This window comes from Pseudomonas putida, assembly GCF_001941965.1.
In the GTDB taxonomy this organism is placed as follows: Bacteria; Pseudomonadota; Gammaproteobacteria; order Pseudomonadales; family Pseudomonadaceae; genus Aquipseudomonas; species Aquipseudomonas putida_L.
Window position 1 is genome coordinate 19697 of sequence record NZ_MKZO01000026.1, and the last position, 14775, is coordinate 34471.

Sequence of the window (14775 nt, forward strand, 5' to 3'; positions counted from 1 at the left end):
CATGAAGTCATTTGTCGTGTTGGGCGGGGCGTTGTTCCTGGGGGCTTGCAGTGTCGGGCCGGAGTATCGGCAGCCGGATGTGGCGCCGATCGCGCTGGTCAGTCCGCAGGCCGGGGGATTCGCCGCGGCCGGGGCGCAGTCGCAGGCGAACTGGTGGGGCTTTTTCGACGACCCGCAGCTGTCGCGCCTGATCGAGCGGGCCCTGGTGCAGAACAACGATGTGCGCCAGGCCCACGCCAACCTGCTGCTGGCCCGCGCCGGGTTCGACGAGCAGGACCTCAAGCGCTATCCGCAGGTGACCAGCGAGGCCGGTTACCAGCGCAGCCTTGAACAGCGCGCGGTGGACGGTGCGGCGCCGCAGCGCAGCCTGGCCGAGTCGTGGCGGGCGGGGCTGGACCTGCAATGGGAACTGGACCTGTTCGGCCGCCTCGATCATCTCAGCCGTGCCGCGCGGGCGCGGGTCGAGGCGTCCCGGGCGGATCTGGAGCAGATGCAGTTGAGCATCGCCGCCGAGGTGGCGCGGGCCTGGTTCGAGGCTCAGGGGCAACGCCGGCAACTGGCCCTGGCCAATGACGAAGTACGCAGCTGGGGCGAGACGGTGCGCATGGTCGAGGCGCAACTGGCGGTCGGCAGCGGCCTGCCCGAGGACCGGGAAAGTGCGCGGAGCAACCTGTTGCGGGCCGAGGCATCGATTGCCCCTTTGAGCAGTGCTTTGCAGCGCAGCCTTTACCGGCTGGAAGTGTTGTGCGGGCAGCGTCCTGGCAGTCTTGCGCTGGAGTCAAGTTCGGCGCCACCGCTGCCTTTGGCCCGGCAACTGCCACTGGGCGATGTCGACCGGCTGATCCGCAATCGCCCGGATGTCGTGCGCGCCGAGCGTTTGCTGGCCGCGCGGGTCGAGGATGTGGGAGCGGCGACGGCGGATCTCTATCCGCGCTTGAACCTGGGAGGCTTTATCGGCTTCTTCGCCTTGCGCGACGGCGATCTCGGCAGCGCCTCGCGGGCCTTCGAACTGGCCCCCGGCCTGACCTGGCCGGCGCTCGACCTGGGCAGCGTGCGGGCTCGCCTGCGGGCGGCGCAGGCGCGTTCGGCGGGCGAGGGCGCGCGCTTCGAGCAAGTGCTGCTGGTGGCGGTGGAAGAAGTGGAGGGCGCCGTGGTGGAACTGACCGAGCAGCAGCGGCATTTGCAGGGGCTGGTGAAGTCGGCGGTGCATGGCGAGGCGGCGTTCGACATTGCCAGCCGGCGTTATGACGCCGGGGGCGGCAGCTATCAGGCGGTGCTGGAGAGTCAGCGCGAGCTGTTGCGTATGCGCCAGGAGATTGCGGGGGCGGAGACGGCGTCTTATCTGAATGCGGTTGGCTTGTACAAGGCGTTGGCCTGGCGGGGGTGATGTTGTTCTCTCGGGCCTCATCGCTGGCAAGCCAGCTCCCACAGTGTCCGTGGCGCTGCCGATCCCTGTGGGAGCTGGCTTGCCAGCGATGAGGCCCGAAAGAGCAATAAAAAGCATGCTGCCCACCCGAAGCCTCTGGCAAACTCCTGTTACACAAGGCAGCCAAGAGCCCCCCGATGATCGATATCCACAACGTCACCGCTTTCCAGCAGCAGACCCGCGTGCTGGAGGGCTTTTCCCTGCATATCGGCGAAAGCGAGAAGGTCGCCATCCTTGGCCCCAACGGCGCCGGCAAGAGCACCCTGCTCAAACTGATCACTCGCGAGCTGTACCCGGTGGAGCGCGAGGGCAGCCATCTGCGCCTGTTCGGCAGCGACACCGTCAACCTCTGGGCCTTGCGTAGCCGTATCGGTTTCGTCTCCCAGGACCTGCAGGACGACTACACCCCCTACACCAAGGCCCTGGACGTGGTGGTCTCCGGCTTCTTCGGTTCCATCGGCGCCCATGGTCATCTGCAACCGAGTGAAGAGCAGTTCGACAAGGCCCGCGAGCTGCTGGCCGTGGTGGAGATGTCCGGGCATGAGCAGACCATGTTCCAGCGCCTGTCCACCGGTCAGCGCCGTCGCCTGCTGCTGGCCCGCGCCCTGGTCCACCAGCCCAGCGCGCTGATCCTCGACGAGCCGGCCAACGGCCTCGACATGGGCGCGAGCCTGGGCATGCTCAAGCTGATGCGCCGCTTCTGCGGCGCCGAGCACGCGATGATCATCACCACCCACCATATCGACGAGATCATCCCGGAGATCGAGCGGGTGGTGCTGCTGGACAAGGGCCGCATCGTCGCCGACGGGCCCAAGGCCGAGGTGCTGACCAGCGAACGCCTGTCCGCCCTGTACCAGACCGACCTGCGCCTGACCGAACAGGATGGCTGGTACCGTTGCTGGCACGGTTGATTCACTAAAGGGAGCTTTACGCAATGACAGGAGTTCGATCGGGCTTCAAGGCACTGGCGGTCGGTCTGTGCCTGCTGGCGCTGCAGCCGGCGTTCGCCGTGGACAAGAAAAGAAGCCTCGATGCCAAGCGCTGGTACACCGTGGCGGAGCTCAAGGAGACACTCAAGCGCGATTACCCGTCCCACTACGACCGGGCGTTCCACAAGTCGGTGACCTGGGTATTCGCCGAGGACGGGTTCTTCACTCCCGGTTCGACGCGCTACATAAAGCTGCCGCTGAGCAAACCGATCATCGAGTCGGACAACAACTGGTGGCGGGTGGCAGACAAAGGCAAGGACCTGGACGCGGAGATCGACCGACGTTGCGTGCTGGCGCTCACCCGTGCCCTGGGATATATGAAGGATCAGGCAAGCCGGGAGCTGCGCTGGACCGACGTCAAGGAAGGAGTGATCGACGGGGTGCGCAGCGGCGTGCTGAGCACCGCGCCGCTCGACCTGACCAGGCGCAAGGACCAGAAGATCGGCATGATCAGGCCGGAGGGCGACTTCCGGTTGCTGTGCAATGTCTACAAGTCGACCAAGAAGGATCCCGACCTGTTCTTCCAATACTCGGTGGTGCTGACCGCGACCAGTGTCTACGGCAAGCTTCCCTAGGGATCACCTGGCCTGGGCGATACCTGCATACTGCGCTTTCAGGTGCCCCTGGTCGTCCAGCAGGTAGGCATCCATCACTTCACGCACCACCGGCCCGGCCACCCGGCCGCCGGCCTCGCCGTTCTCGATCATCACCGCCACCACCACGCTGGGGTGGTCGGCGGGGGCGAAGCCGACGAACAGGGCGTTGTCGCGGTGCCGCTCGAGGGTCTTGTTGCGGTTGTAGCGCTCGCCCTGCTTGATCGCCACCACCTGGGCCGTGCCGCTTTTGCCGGCGATGCGGTACTGGGCGCCGGCCGCTGCGGCGCGGGCGATGCCGCGCGGGTCGTGCATGACCATCTGCATGCCCTGGTTGACCTGGTCCCAGGCGTGGCTGTCGTGCAGCACGATGTCCGGCATGGGGTTCGGATCGACGGGCTCGACGCCACCCACGCTCATGGCCAGGTGCGGGCGGTGCCACTTGCCCTTGCTGGCCAGCAGGCTGGTGGCCTGGGCCAGTTGCAGCGGGGTGACCTGCATGTAGCCCTGGCCGATGCCGAGGATCAGCGTCTCGCCGGGGAACCAGGCCTGGCGGCGGGTCGCGCGTTTCCACTGTTGTGACGGCATCAGCCCCGGCGCCTCCTCGAACATGTCCAGCGAGACCTTCTCGCCCAGGCCGAAACGCGCCATGTAGTCGTGCAGGCGGTCGATGCCCAGCTTGTGCGCCAGGTCGTAGAAGTAGGTGTCGTTGGAACGCATGATCGCCGTGTACATGTCCACCCAGCCGTCGCCGCTGCGGTTCCAGTTGCGGTATTTGTGGTCGTAGTTGGGCAGCTCGTAGTAGCCCGGGTCGAAGACCCTGCTGCCGGGGGTGGTCGCGCCGCTGTCGAGGCCGGCGATGGCCACTTCCGGCTTGATCGTCGAGCCGGGCGCATACAGCCCGCGCAGCACGCGGTTGAACAGCGGTCGGTCGATGGAGTCGCGCAGGGCGGCGTACTGCTTGAAGCTGATGCCCTTGACGAACAGGTTGGGGTCGAAGCTCGGGTTGCTGACCATCGCCAGTACGTCGCCATTGGCCGGGTCGAGCACCACCACCGAGCCACGGCGATCGCCCAGGGCGTGCTCGGCAGCCAGTTGCAGATGCGAGTCGATGCTCAGGACGATGTTTTTCCCGGGCACCGGGTCCTTGTGGTTGAGCACGCGCATCACCCGGCCCTGGGCGTTGGTCTCGACTTCCTCGTAGCCGACCTGGCCGTGCAGTTCGTTCTCGTAGAAGCGCTCGATCCCGGTCTTGCCGATCGACTGGGTACCGCGGTACTGGGTGCTGTCGAGGACCTTGGCTTCCTTCTCGTTGATCCGCCCGACGTAGCCCACGGAATGGGCGAAGTGCTCGGCCAGCGGGTACTCGCGGATGAACTGCGGCTCGACGTCCAGGCCGGGCAGGCGGAACTGGTTGACCGCGATCAGGGCGATCTGTTCTTCGCTCAGGCCGACCATCAGGGTCACCGGCTCGAAGGGTTTGCGGCCGCGGCGCAGGTCCTTGTCGAACTGGCGGCGGTCGTCTTCGCCGAGGCCCAGGACCAGGGCCAGGGTGTCCAGGGTCGCCGCCGAATCACCGGCGCGCTCGCGGGTCATGGTCAGGTCGAAGCTGGGCTTGTTGTCGGCCAGGACCACGCCGTTGCGGTCGTAGATCAGCCCGCGCTCGGGCGGGATGGGCAGGACGTGGACCCGGTTGTTTTCCGAGACGGCGGTCTGCTGGTCGTGCTGCAGCACCTGCAGGACATAGAGGCGACCCACGAGCACGGCGACCAGGGTCAGGACCAGGATGGCGCAGGCGACCAGCCGGCGGTTGACCAGGTGCTGTTCCTTTTCGTGGTCCTTGAGGGGGATGGGCTGTGGCATGGACGTGTTTCGGGCAGCGGGCGGGCGATGCTACGCGTTACCAGCGCGTTCAGGGGCGAATATGAAGACTTGTTCATGTGGATTCATGAAGGGCGGGGTTGTCTGATCTGGCCTCATCGCTGGCAAGCCCACACGGACCCTGTGGGAGCTGGCTTGCCAGCGATGAGGCCAGATCAGACAACCCAGGTTGGCTGTCAGAGCAGAGAAAGTGGATAGCTCACGATCACCCGATGCTCATCGAACTCATTGCTGCTGAAATCCCGCCGCAAGGTCGAACTGCGCCACCTCAGCGTCAGGTCGCGCAGCGCCCCGCTCTGGATCGTGTACGCCAGTTCGCTCTCGCGCCCCCATTCCTTGCCATCCTTCACGCTACCGACCTGTACCTGATCGCCACTGATATAGCGCGTCATGAACTGCAGCCCCGGCAACCCGTCCACCGCGAAATCATGGTCATAGCGCACCTGCCATGAGCGCTCATGGGCATTGTCATAGCTGGAGTTGTAGCTGTCGTTGGCCAGGCTGGTGCCCGCCGTACCATTGACCCGCATCCAGCCGGTGTCGCCGCTGACCTTCTGCAGGCCCAGATAGAAAGTGTGCCCACCGGTGCGCGCCGAGAGCATTAGCGAGGCGGTGCGGTTGTCCATGTCGCCGGCCAGCGAGCGGCCGCTGTCCTTGCCGGTGAAGTAGCCGAGGTTGGCACCCAGGGTCCAGGTGCCCACGGCCTGGCGGTGGGTCAGGTTGTAGTACTGCTGCTGGTAGATGTCCTGCAGGTCCGAATGCCAGACACCGACCAGGGTCGCCTTGTCGTTGAACAGGTACTCGCCACCGAGGATATCCAGGCGGTCCGAGGTAGCGCCGGGGCGGCCGGACATGAACATATCGTCCATGCTCGCGTCGTTGCGCGGGCTGTTGCCCCGGAAGCGCGCGCCGTAGAGGGTCAGGTCGGTGATTTCCCGGGAGGTGACCTGGGCGCCCTGGAAGGTCTGCGGCAGCGAGCGGCCGTCGTCCGAGCGCAGCACCGGGAGCATGGGCGACCATTCGCCAACCTTCAGCTCGGTCGCGGAAAACCGCGCTTTCCCGGCCACCGCGAGACGCCCGAAATCATCCGCCGGACGCCCGTCGTCATGCACCGGCAGCAGTTGCGTGTTGGCCGTGCCACGACCACCGTCGAGTTTCACCGAATACAGCCCCAGCACATCCACGCCGAAGCCCACGGTGCCCTGGGTAAACCCCGAGCGGGCGTCGAGGATGAAACTCTGGGTCCACTCCTCGGCCTTGCCTTGCGGATACGCCGGATCGACGAAATTGCGGTTGATATAGAAGTTGCGCAGGGTCAGGCCGGCCTTGGCGTCTTCGACGAAACCGGCGGCCTGGGCAGTGCCGGCGCCGAACAGCAGGCAGGCGCAGGCCGCCGGGAGACGGCGTGGGGAGCAAAGGATATTCATTGTTGTTGTTCCTTTCTTGCGGGCGAGTGAAATCACGCAGCCGCCGCAGGCTGCGTGGGAAAAGGTGAAGGGTCAGGTCAGGCGAGCAGGGCGACGATAGCCGGCACGCTGAGCACGGCGGTGTAGTACCCCATGAACTGCACGCCGATATTGAAGCCGATGAAGCGCTGCAGGAAGCCGCCCAGCAGGCCGATGGTGAGGATCACCAGCAGGCCCAGCAGACCGCCTTCCCACAGGCCGATCACCAGGATCAGGCCGACGAAGGTGGCGATCACCGCCTCGTGGCTGATGCGCCGTGACACGAACGAGGCGGCGCGGTGGGCGAAGTTCATCGAGAACGGGTAGGCGATGAGGATGGCGATCAACACCGCGAGCATGCCGAAGGCCAGGAACTCACTGGCGCTGAGCAGGTTGTGCAGGTTGTTCACCTGGCCGGTGGCGCTGTCCACGGTAAAGCGTGGCGGGGCGTTGAACAGCGGCGCGGCCGGGCCGGCAGCCACCGGGCTGAGCGGCAGGCCGAAGGCGATCAGCGGGATCAGCGCCTCGGCGATATAGGTGGATTCGGTCACCCCGTTGCGCACGCTGATCACCGAGGTCAGGCGGTGATAGGCGTGCTTGATGCGCGCCCCGACCACTTCGCCGAGGATCACCGTCATCGCCACCGGGCTGAACACGAAGGTGGCGCTGGACACTGTGGCGGTGGCCAGGGTCCAGCCGGCCTGGCGGCGGTCGAGGACCTTCAGCGGGTTGGGGAACCAGCCGCCCCAGCTCTTCACGTCCGGCGACAGGGAGAAGGTCCGTGGTTCGCTGCGCTTCATCCGCGCCCGCTCGGCCGGGGCGAGCATGGCGAACAGCGCGGCGATCAGCGGGCCGATGGCGATACCGAGGAAGTAGCTGACGCTGAGCTTGACCCCGTGCTGGCCGGTGAAGGTCTGCAGGGCGATGATCACCAGCACGAACGGCAGCAGCGCCAGCACCGAGGCCCAGCGGCCGGCGGAAAAGTACGCGATGGTCGTCGCTGCGGCGAGGAACACCCAGGGCGCCGCCTGCTTGATCCCGTCGCCGAACGGCGCCAGCAGCACGGCGAACAGCACCGCCAGCGGTACCGCCACCAATGCAGCGATCACCGCCCCGGAGATCATCTTGCGCAGGGCGATATGCGGCACGCCGAGGTTGCGCAGGAAGTTCGCCTCGCGCATCAGCGGCGTGGCCATGGTGTCGCCGGGGATGCCGAGCAGGGCGGTGGGTACGGCGTGGGTCATGTGCTTGGCCACGGCGCCGGCGAGGAAGAAGGTGAAAACCCCGGCGGCAGGAACGCCGAGCAGCACCACCAGCAGGGTCAGCGGGGCCAGGGTGGTGGTCTCGTCGCTGCCGGAGATCAGGCCGATGGCGGAAAACACCACGGCGCCGATCACGCCCATCAGGGCGGCGATCAGGATCTGGTCGAACAGGGCTTCCATCAGGCGGTACCTCCCTTCAGGGCTGGGGTGGTGGTGACGGTGCGGGTAGTGCTGGCGGGTTCGGCCTCATCGAACAGTTGCTCCAGGCCCAGTTCGCGCAGCTCGGCGCGGACTTCCGGCGGCAGATCGGAGAGTTGGCCGATGCCGCCGTATTCGCTGCGCAGCTCTTCGATCACCTGCTGGCGCCAGGCCGGGTCGGCGACGTGTTCCACCACATGGCGCTTGGGCTTGAACAGGCAGGCGCTGACGCCACCGCCCAGCAGCGAGCCGAGGATGCCGAGGAGCATGGCGTAGGCGCGGGCCATCTGGGCGGACTCGACCCAGCCCGTCAGCAGGTGCTCGGCGAGGAAGAAGATGCCCAGGCTGAAGGCGGCGCCGATGGCGATGGAGGCGACCAGGTGGCGGCTGTCCACGGTGTCGCCCCAGACTTCGTAGAGGTTGTCGTCAGCCATGATCCACCTCCGTGAGGCGGGAGTGCAGGCGGCATTCAAGTGTCATCGGAATTCTCCTGCCCTTGCGGGCTTGTTGTTTTTGTTCGGGAGCCAGGATCGGGTTCAGCGGTGTTGTGCGCTCCTTGCCGCTAGGGCCAGGCCTGCACGGGAGCGGTTGGCGATGCCCAGCTCCGCGCTGATCCAGGTGCCGACCCGGGCCACTGCGTCCAGGTCCACGTCGGTCTGGAAACCCATGCCGTGCAGCAGGTAGAGCACGTCCTCGGTCGCCACGTTGCCGCTGGCGCCGGGGGAATAGGGGCAGCCACCGAGGCCGGCGACCGAGCTGTCGAAGGTGCGTACCCCCTGCGACAGCGCGGCCTGGACATTGGCGATGGCCATGCCCCAGGTGTCATGGAAATGCCCGGCCAGGGCTTCGACCGGCACGTCACGGGCGCAGTGCTCGATCAGGCGGGCGGTCTCGTCCGGGCGGCCTGCGCCGATGGTGTCGCCCAGGCTGATCTCGTAGCAGCCCAGTGCATGCAAGCGGCGCGCTACCGCTGCCACGGCTTCTGGCTCCACTGCACCGCTGAACGGGCAGCCGAGCACGCAGGATACATAGCCGCGCACCCGGACACCCGCCGCTTTGGCGGTTTGCAGCACCGGAGTGAAGCGCTCGAAGCTCTCGTCGATGGAACAGTTGATGTTGTTGCGCGAGAACGCCTCGGAGGCGGCGGCGAACACCGCCACCTCCCGGCAGCCAGCGCGCAGTGCGGCGTCGAGGCCCTGGCCGTTGGGCACCAGGGCTGCGTAGTTCACCCCGTCGTCCTGCGGCAGGCGCTGGAACACCGCCTCGCTATCAGCCATCTGCGGCACCCAGCGCGGCGACACGAAGGCGCCGCCCTCGATATGCCGCAGGCCGGTGGCGGCCAGTTTGCCGATCAGGGCCAGGCGGGTGTCCACCGACAGGCGCCGGGGCTCGTTCTGCAAACCGTCCCGCGGGCCGACCTCGAAGATCCTGACCTGCATGGTCATTCGCCGCGCTTCTGTTTCAGCAGCTCGACGGCGCGGTCGGCGCGTACGTCATGGTCCTGCACCAGCTGGCGGGCGACCCAGTCCACCTCGTCGCCACGGGCACCGGCCACCACGGCGATGTTTCTCGCGTGCAGGGCCATATGACCACGCTGGATGCCTTCGGTCGCCAGGGCGCGCATCGCCCCGAGGTTCTGCGCCAGGCCCACGGCCACGGCAATTTCCGCCAGGTCCTGGGCGGTCTTGACCCCGAGGATGCGCAGCGACAGTTGCGCCAGCGGATGGGTCTTGGTCGCGCCGCCGACCAGGCCCACCGGCATCGGCATTTCCAGGGTGCCGACCAGATGGCCGTTGCCGTCCTTTTCCCAGGTGGTCAGGGAGCCGTAGTGACCGCTGCGGCAGGCGTAGGCGTGGGCTCCGGCCTCGACCGCGCGCCAGTCGTTGCCGGTGGCGACGATCAGCGGGTCGATGCCGTTCATGATGCCTTTGTTATGGGTCGCGGCGCGGTAGGGGTCGACGGCGGCGAAGGAATAGGCGTCGAGGATGCCCTCGATCACCGCTTCGCCGCTGAATTCGGCGGACTTCAGTTGCTCCGGGGTGATCCGCACCTGGGCCCGGGCCAGGCGCAGGTCGGCCAGGTTGGAGAGGATGCGCAGGCGCACCTTGCCGCCGGTGATCTCCTCCATCAGCGGCGCCACGGCCTCGGCCATGGTGTTGACCGTGTTGGCGCCCATGGCATCGCGCACATCGACGATCAGGTGGGCCACCAGCATCGGGCCGCGCGGGGTATCGGCGAAGGTGTGCACCTCGATATCGCGGCAGCCGCCGCCGAGGCGGTTGAGCAACTGGTCCTTGCGGTTGGCCAGCTCGATGATCTCGTCCTTGCGCCGCAGCAGGCTCAGGCGCGCATTGAGCGGATCGGCGACGCCGACGATCTGTACCTGGGCGCGCATCAGCGGGGCGCTGCTGGAGGTCACGAAACCGCCGTTGGCCCGGGCCAGCTTGGCCATGTAGGAGGCGGCGGCGACGATCGAAGGCTCTTCCACCACTAGCGGCACCAGCACATCGCGGCCATTGACCTGGAAATTGCTGGCCACGGCGAAGGGCAGTTCGAACTTGCCGATGACGTTTTCGATCATGCCGTTGGCGATCTCCATCGGCAGGGCGCCGGCGTCGGCCAGCAGGGCGACGTCATCGCCGCTCAGGCCGAGCAGGCGGCCGATATGGTCGAGGCGGGCGGCAGGGGACAGGTTGCGGAAATCGGGCAGGCGGGAGTCGAGGCTCATGGGGGCTCCTGTGGAGTCATTGTTGTTGGGGCGACGGCTTGAGCGCGGCGCCGGCGTGGTGCTAAATGTGCAGCCACTGTGCCCTTGGATAAAGGTACAGTTTTGCCCAACAGTACCCAGACTGTACCCATGACAGCCCAGGAGCGTGCCGATGGTCCGTGTCACCCTTGCCCAGCAGGTCGCCGATTCGGTGGAGCAGCAGATCCGTGCCGGGGTGCTCAAGGCCGGCGACCGCCTGCCGTCGCTGCGCGAATACATGCGCCTGCACGGACACTCGAAGAACACCGTGATCACCGCCTACGAAATCCTCGCCTCCAAGGGGCTGGTGGAGGCGCGGCACGGGCAGGGCTTCTTCGTCGGCGTGCTGGTGCAGGCGGCGGAAGCGGACGAAACGCCGCCCTACACCCGGGCCATGGACACTATCTGGATGATGCGCCAGCAGTTCGTCCGCGAGCCGGGGGTGGCGCCGCTGGGCGAAGGTTTCGCACCGGTCTCATGGCTGCAGGACATGCGTCTGGACAAGTTCACCCGGCAGGTGATGCGCAGTGGTGCCGGCAACCTGTTCCGCTACGGCAACCGCCTGGGCAACCCAGCCTTGCGCCAGAGCCTGGTGCGCAAGCTGGCCAGTTATGCGATCAGCGCCACGCCGCGGCAGATCGTCACCACCCACGGCGCCAACCATGCGCTGGACCTGATCATCCGCCGCTTCGTGGTGCCGGGGGATGCGGTGCTGGTGGAGAACCCGGGTTACTACCCGTTGTTCGGCAAGTTGCAGATGCAGGGCGCGCGGATGCTCAGTGTCCCGCGCCTGCCTGACGGGCCGGACATGGATGCCCTCGAAGCGCTGTTGCAGCGGGAGCGGCCGCGGTTGTTCTTCGTCCAGTCGGTCTGCCACAACCCCACCGGCTCCGATATCTCCCCGGCCAAGGCCCATCGCCTGCTGCAACTGGCCGAGCGGCATGACCTGCTGCTGGTGGAGGACGATGCCCTGGCCGACTTCAAGCCCAGTTCCGCGCTCAAGGTCGCGGCGCTGGATCAATTGCGGCGTTCGCTGTACATCGGCAGTTTTTCCAAGTCGGTGTCGGCGGCGTTGCGGGTGGGGTATATCGCTGGCAGCAAGGACATCATCGATGAGCTGGCGGATCTGCAGATGATGCTGCACACCAGTTGCTCGGAGCTGTGCGAGCGTACGGCGGATGTGATTCTTGGCGAAGGGCATTTCCTGCGGCATCTGATGCGCTTGCAGGACCGGGTGCGGGAGGCCACGGAAGGTGGATTGCAGGTGCTGGATGAGTTGGGGGCGGAGGTGTTCTGCCGGCCGCAGCAGAGCCTGTACTTGTGGGCTCGGTTTCCGGGGATCGAGGACACGGCGCAGTTGACCCGGGAAGTGCAGGGCAGGGGCGTGATGCTGGCGCCGGGGGCGATTTTCCAGACGGATCAGAAGGGGGTGACGCCGTGGACGCGGTTGAATGTGGCGTATTTGCGGGAGGCGGTGTTTGCGGAGTGTATTCGGGGGCGAGGCGCTTGAGGGTGCAGCCGGCAGAAACAAAAAAGCCCTGAATAATCAGGGCTTTGATGAAGAATTATGGCGGAAGCGTAGAGATTCGAACTCTAGGATAGTTGCCCATCGACGGTTTTCAAGACCGACCGGAAAAGCCAGTCGCCGCACTGCCAGCATGGCAACTTCGGTTCCGAAACAGACCAAAAACGAACTGCCTGCAACCCTTGCACGGTAACGGTCTCTGTTTTCTTTTCGGAACTTGTTTTGACTCACTTTGAGGGTTTGGCGATGGCGCCAACACGACGGTAGACGCGCTCGGTTATGTCGCCTTCGGTATGACCGAGCAACAAACTGGCGTCCTTGACGTCTTTGATTTCAGAAGCGGCTTTCGGCCTGATGTCGCGGAATTGGAATTGCGCGATCTTCTCCGCCAGGGCTTGATCGCCGGCCTCGATGGCGATCGATTGAGCCCTTTCCCTTGCCTCATCCCACCGGCGGCGGAGCATTGGCGCAGTCATTCGGCGCCCGGTGCTGCTGATGATCCAGTACGGCGAAGAATGTGCTGCATTGCGCGCCTCGATTTGCTTGAGAAGGGCGCCCAGGCTGTTGTCGATCCCATGCTCAGAGAGCAGGATCCTTAAGCGCTTTTGGGTTTTGTTCTGCTGAACGACAAGGAAATTTCCTTCCACGTCATCCTTCCTCATCACCAGCACGTCCGCCGGACGCTGGCCCGTCAGATACGCCAGGTCCATGGCGTCCTTCAATCCCGGATCCGCCTTGCGGTAAACCGCCTCCCATACCGCGTCGTTCGCATAGAAGTCGCGCGGCACCTCCTTGTTCTTCCTCACGCCTTGGCAAGGGTTCTCCTTGCTCGTCAGGCCCCACTCGCGCGCGATGTTGAATACGTGGGAGAGGGTTGCAATCTCACGATTGGCTCGCACCTTCGCGCCGCGCGCATCCCTATACCCCGCAATCATCGCTGGAGTGATTGCGTCAATGGGGGCGCTGTCGAACACTGGACGAAGCTGACGCAGCTCGGCCAGGTTGTCCTTCTGAGTTCGCTCACCCTTCTTCGGAATGATGTCGCGCACATATCGATCAAAGATCGCCTTCATCGTGCGCAGATCGATAGGGATGTCTTTTGCCTCCAGATCGGCCCACTTGATCCGTGCTTGGGCCAGGTCTGTGCCGAGCGGTATTTCCTTCCCTTCGCTGTTGCAGTAGTAGTAACCCACCCAGATCTTGCCGCTTTTACGCAGACGCTTGCGGCGGTATACCCCGGGGGGCAGGTCGCGGTTTTCCGTGTCGCGCGGTCGCATTCAGTGCACCCTTGAGAAGTCCGGTGTCCATGCTGGAGTAGGCAGTAGTGGAGGCGTGACCTGCACGATCGCCACTGTGTCGCCAAGCCTGGCGCGAAGGTACTGGCGCCCAACCAGTGGTCGGCCGCCGCGGCTTTCAACGAACTTCCAGTCGTTTTTGATGAGCCAGCGACGTTGGCCGGCGCGGGTCTTGTAGCCGGTGATCTCCACCAGCTCTTCGTCCGAGAGGATTTCGGTTTCCATGGGATGGTCTCCACGCCGCCGTCGGCGGCAGTTGGTGGTCAGGCCTTTGCCGGGAACCACTCGTTGTCGTATTCGAACTGCGTGACGCGTCGAGGCTCGATATGGGGCATGGACTGCTTGAGCTCGTGGATAGAGCCGTGCGCTCCGCTGAAGTCCTTCACTTCCCGCAGGAACACCTCCTTGAAGATCCGCACCAGGTGATCGGCCGCTTCTGCAGCAGACTCCTCGCGGTAGAACCCGGCGATTGTCACCCCGTCGTCAACGAGCCAGACGGTCTTGCGCGGCGCTTGCTCGGCCTTCTCGATGGTCTCGGTCATCTTCTGGTGGGCGTAGCGGATCTGGTCCAACGACATTTTGCTGATCCACTCATCAGTCCCAATGCGTAGGGTGTGTCCGTAATCGCACTTGATTTCGGGCATAGGTCATCCTCGCCCGCGCATGTCGGCGGGCTCATGTGTTAAAAGAGGGAATGAACAGGAGGATTGATATGGGCAAGACAGCCAAACCGTTTTACTTCGCCGCCGTGCCGCTCATTGCGATTGGCGCTGCGTTCGCCGCCGTTGGGGCGTCGGGTCAGGCTGCATTCGGATACACATCGGTCGGCCTCCTGGTGCCGGGCCTCGTGCTGTTGGTCACCGGGTATCGCCGGCGGGCTTGAGCTGTAAGGGGAGGGTTTAGGCTGGACGCTTCATGAAGGTGATCCAGTGCGTCTTCTCGCGCTTGCCGGACTTGTGACCAAACAGAGGCTTCTCGTTGGTCAGCGCCAGCAGTTCGCTGACCAGTACCTGGGTTTCGTTCCACTTGAAGATCAGGATGCCCTCAGGCTCTAGCACGCGAAAGCATTCGGCGAAGCCCTGGCGAATGTCCTCGCGCCAGTCACCGGTGAGTAGCCCGTACTTGGCGCGCATCCAACTGTCCACGCCGGCGCGAACAAGGTGTGGCGGGTCGAACACGACCAGGCGGAAGGTCGAGGACACGAAGGGTAATTTGCGGAAGTCCATCAGCACGTCAGGCTCAACCTTCAGCACCCGGCCATCGCACAGCAGGTGCTCCTCGTCGCGGATGTCGCCGAACAGAGCACGCTGGTCCTGCTTGTCGAACCACATCATGCGGCTGGCGCTGCAGGGGTCGAGAACCTTTGCGGTTGCGTTCATCGCGGCCACCTCCATACGTGGCAGGCCATGTAGGCG

General features: G+C 65.3%; 15 protein-coding genes and 1 tRNA gene. 5 read left to right on the forward strand and 11 right to left on the reverse strand.

Translation table 11 applies throughout. The annotated features are described in order from the left end of the window. Window position 1: 1 nt before the first annotated feature. The 3 genes from PSEMO_RS16285 (at window position 2) to PSEMO_RS16295 (ending at window position 2990) form a co-directional block, all read left to right on the forward strand. Entirely contained in the window at window positions 2-1387 is a 1386-nt protein-coding gene (locus PSEMO_RS16285; protein ID WP_075804019.1) for an efflux transporter outer membrane subunit, read from the forward strand. Between the two features lie 176 nt (window positions 1388-1563). After that, the gene (locus tag PSEMO_RS16290; RefSeq protein WP_075804020.1) at window positions 1564-2337 is read left to right on the forward strand and encodes an ABC transporter ATP-binding protein; all 774 of its coding nucleotides are present in this window, start codon (window positions 1564-1566) and stop codon (window positions 2335-2337) included. A gap of 23 nt (window positions 2338-2360) precedes the next feature. Then, window positions 2361-2990, forward strand: a complete 630-nt coding sequence (locus PSEMO_RS16295; protein ID WP_075804021.1) for a hypothetical protein — start codon at window positions 2361-2363, stop codon at window positions 2988-2990. Between the two features lie 3 nt (window positions 2991-2993). Here the strand turns inward: PSEMO_RS16295 and mrdA are convergent, their stop codons facing one another. The 6 genes from mrdA to PSEMO_RS16325 all read right to left on the reverse strand — a co-directional run bounded on the left by mrdA (window position 2994) and on the right by PSEMO_RS16325 (window position 10522). Then, entirely contained in the window at window positions 2994-4871 is a 1878-nt protein-coding gene (gene mrdA, locus PSEMO_RS16300; RefSeq protein WP_075804022.1) for a penicillin-binding protein 2, read from the reverse strand. Window positions 4872-5065: 194 nt separating this feature from the next. After that, window positions 5066-6316, reverse strand: coding sequence for an OprD family porin (locus PSEMO_RS16305; RefSeq protein ID WP_075804023.1), 1251 nt, complete (start codon window positions 6314-6316; stop codon window positions 5066-5068). A 77-nt stretch (window positions 6317-6393) separates the two neighbouring features. Further along, window positions 6394-7776, reverse strand: a complete 1383-nt coding sequence (locus tag PSEMO_RS16310) for a tripartite tricarboxylate transporter permease (protein WP_178392009.1) — start codon at window positions 7774-7776, stop codon at window positions 6394-6396. Further along, the gene (locus PSEMO_RS16315; RefSeq protein ID WP_075804025.1) at window positions 7776-8228 is read right to left on the reverse strand and encodes a hypothetical protein; all 453 of its coding nucleotides are present in this window, start codon (window positions 8226-8228) and stop codon (window positions 7776-7778) included. Before PSEMO_RS16315 ends, PSEMO_RS16310 begins: the two co-directional genes overlap by 1 nt. A 102-nt stretch (window positions 8229-8330) precedes the next feature. Further along, on the reverse strand, window positions 8331-9239 hold the full coding sequence (locus tag PSEMO_RS16320) for a hydroxymethylglutaryl-CoA lyase (protein ID WP_075804026.1): 909 nt from the start codon (window positions 9237-9239) through the stop codon (window positions 8331-8333). Next, window positions 9236-10522 (reverse strand): hydroxymethylglutaryl-CoA reductase, degradative, encoded by a 1287-nt coding sequence (locus PSEMO_RS16325; protein WP_075804027.1) that lies wholly within the window; start codon window positions 10520-10522, stop codon window positions 9236-9238. The genes PSEMO_RS16320 and PSEMO_RS16325 overlap by 4 nt, the downstream gene beginning before the upstream one ends. 151 nt (window positions 10523-10673) lie before the next feature. Between PSEMO_RS16325 and PSEMO_RS16330 the strand changes: the two genes are divergently transcribed. Then, a complete protein-coding gene (locus tag PSEMO_RS16330) occupies window positions 10674-12050 on the forward strand; it encodes an aminotransferase-like domain-containing protein (protein ID WP_075804028.1) in 1377 nt (458 codons plus the stop codon). A gap of 58 nt (window positions 12051-12108) precedes the next feature. Here PSEMO_RS16330 and PSEMO_RS33500 read toward each other — a convergent pair. From PSEMO_RS33500 to PSEMO_RS16345, 4 genes are all read right to left on the reverse strand, one after another. Further along, a tRNA-OTHER gene (locus PSEMO_RS33500) sits at window positions 12109-12215 on the reverse strand. 77 nt (window positions 12216-12292) lie between these two features. After that, entirely contained in the window at window positions 12293-13342 is a 1050-nt protein-coding gene (locus PSEMO_RS16335; RefSeq protein ID WP_075804029.1) for a tyrosine-type recombinase/integrase, read from the reverse strand. After that, complete coding sequence (locus PSEMO_RS16340) at window positions 13343-13585, reverse strand: DUF4224 domain-containing protein (protein ID WP_075804030.1); 243 nt, start codon at window positions 13583-13585, stop codon at window positions 13343-13345. It lies immediately after the preceding gene. 38 nt (window positions 13586-13623) lie between these two features. Next, window positions 13624-13938, reverse strand: coding sequence for a hypothetical protein (locus PSEMO_RS16345; protein WP_256721147.1), 315 nt, complete (start codon window positions 13936-13938; stop codon window positions 13624-13626). Window positions 13939-14072: 134 nt separating this feature from the next. Between PSEMO_RS16345 and PSEMO_RS33505 the strand changes: the two genes are divergently transcribed. Then, window positions 14073-14243, forward strand: a complete 171-nt coding sequence (locus tag PSEMO_RS33505) for a hypothetical protein (RefSeq protein ID WP_170394827.1) — start codon at window positions 14073-14075, stop codon at window positions 14241-14243. A gap of 16 nt (window positions 14244-14259) precedes the next feature. On the opposite strand, the gene PSEMO_RS16350 is transcribed toward PSEMO_RS33505, so the two are convergent. Beyond that, complete coding sequence (locus PSEMO_RS16350) at window positions 14260-14739, reverse strand: class I SAM-dependent methyltransferase (protein ID WP_075804032.1); 480 nt, start codon at window positions 14737-14739, stop codon at window positions 14260-14262. Between the last annotated feature and the right edge of the window lie 36 nt (window positions 14740-14775).

Bases quoted from the DNA above. Each gene is read 5' to 3' on its own strand.
- PSEMO_RS16285 (WP_075804019.1), top strand. From the start codon at position 2: ATGAAGTCATTTGTCGTGTTGGGCGGGGCGTTGTTCCTGGGGGCTTGC.
- PSEMO_RS16290 (WP_075804020.1), top strand. From the start codon at position 1,564: ATGATCGATATCCACAACGTCACCGCTTTCCAGCAGCAGACCCGCGTG.
- PSEMO_RS16295 (WP_075804021.1), top strand. From the start codon at position 2,361: ATGACAGGAGTTCGATCGGGCTTCAAGGCACTGGCGGTCGGTCTGTGC.
- mrdA (WP_075804022.1), bottom strand. From the start codon at position 4,871: ATGCCACAGCCCATCCCCCTCAAGGACCACGAAAAGGAACAGCACCTG.
- PSEMO_RS16305 (WP_075804023.1), bottom strand. From the start codon at position 6,316: ATGAATATCCTTTGCTCCCCACGCCGTCTCCCGGCGGCCTGCGCCTGC.
- PSEMO_RS16310 (WP_178392009.1), bottom strand. From the start codon at position 7,776: ATGGAAGCCCTGTTCGACCAGATCCTGATCGCCGCCCTGATGGGCGTG.
- PSEMO_RS16315 (WP_075804025.1), bottom strand. From the start codon at position 8,228: ATGGCTGACGACAACCTCTACGAAGTCTGGGGCGACACCGTGGACAGC.
- PSEMO_RS16320 (WP_075804026.1), bottom strand. From the start codon at position 9,239: ATGACCATGCAGGTCAGGATCTTCGAGGTCGGCCCGCGGGACGGTTTG.
- PSEMO_RS16325 (WP_075804027.1), bottom strand. From the start codon at position 10,522: ATGAGCCTCGACTCCCGCCTGCCCGATTTCCGCAACCTGTCCCCTGCC.
- PSEMO_RS16330 (WP_075804028.1), top strand. From the start codon at position 10,674: ATGGTCCGTGTCACCCTTGCCCAGCAGGTCGCCGATTCGGTGGAGCAG.
- PSEMO_RS16335 (WP_075804029.1), bottom strand. From the start codon at position 13,342: ATGCGACCGCGCGACACGGAAAACCGCGACCTGCCCCCCGGGGTATAC.
- PSEMO_RS16340 (WP_075804030.1), bottom strand. From the start codon at position 13,585: ATGGAAACCGAAATCCTCTCGGACGAAGAGCTGGTGGAGATCACCGGC.
- PSEMO_RS16345 (WP_256721147.1), bottom strand. From the start codon at position 13,938: ATGTCGTTGGACCAGATCCGCTACGCCCACCAGAAGATGACCGAGACC.
- PSEMO_RS33505 (WP_170394827.1), top strand. From the start codon at position 14,073: ATGGGCAAGACAGCCAAACCGTTTTACTTCGCCGCCGTGCCGCTCATT.
- PSEMO_RS16350 (WP_075804032.1), bottom strand. From the start codon at position 14,739: ATGAACGCAACCGCAAAGGTTCTCGACCCCTGCAGCGCCAGCCGCATG.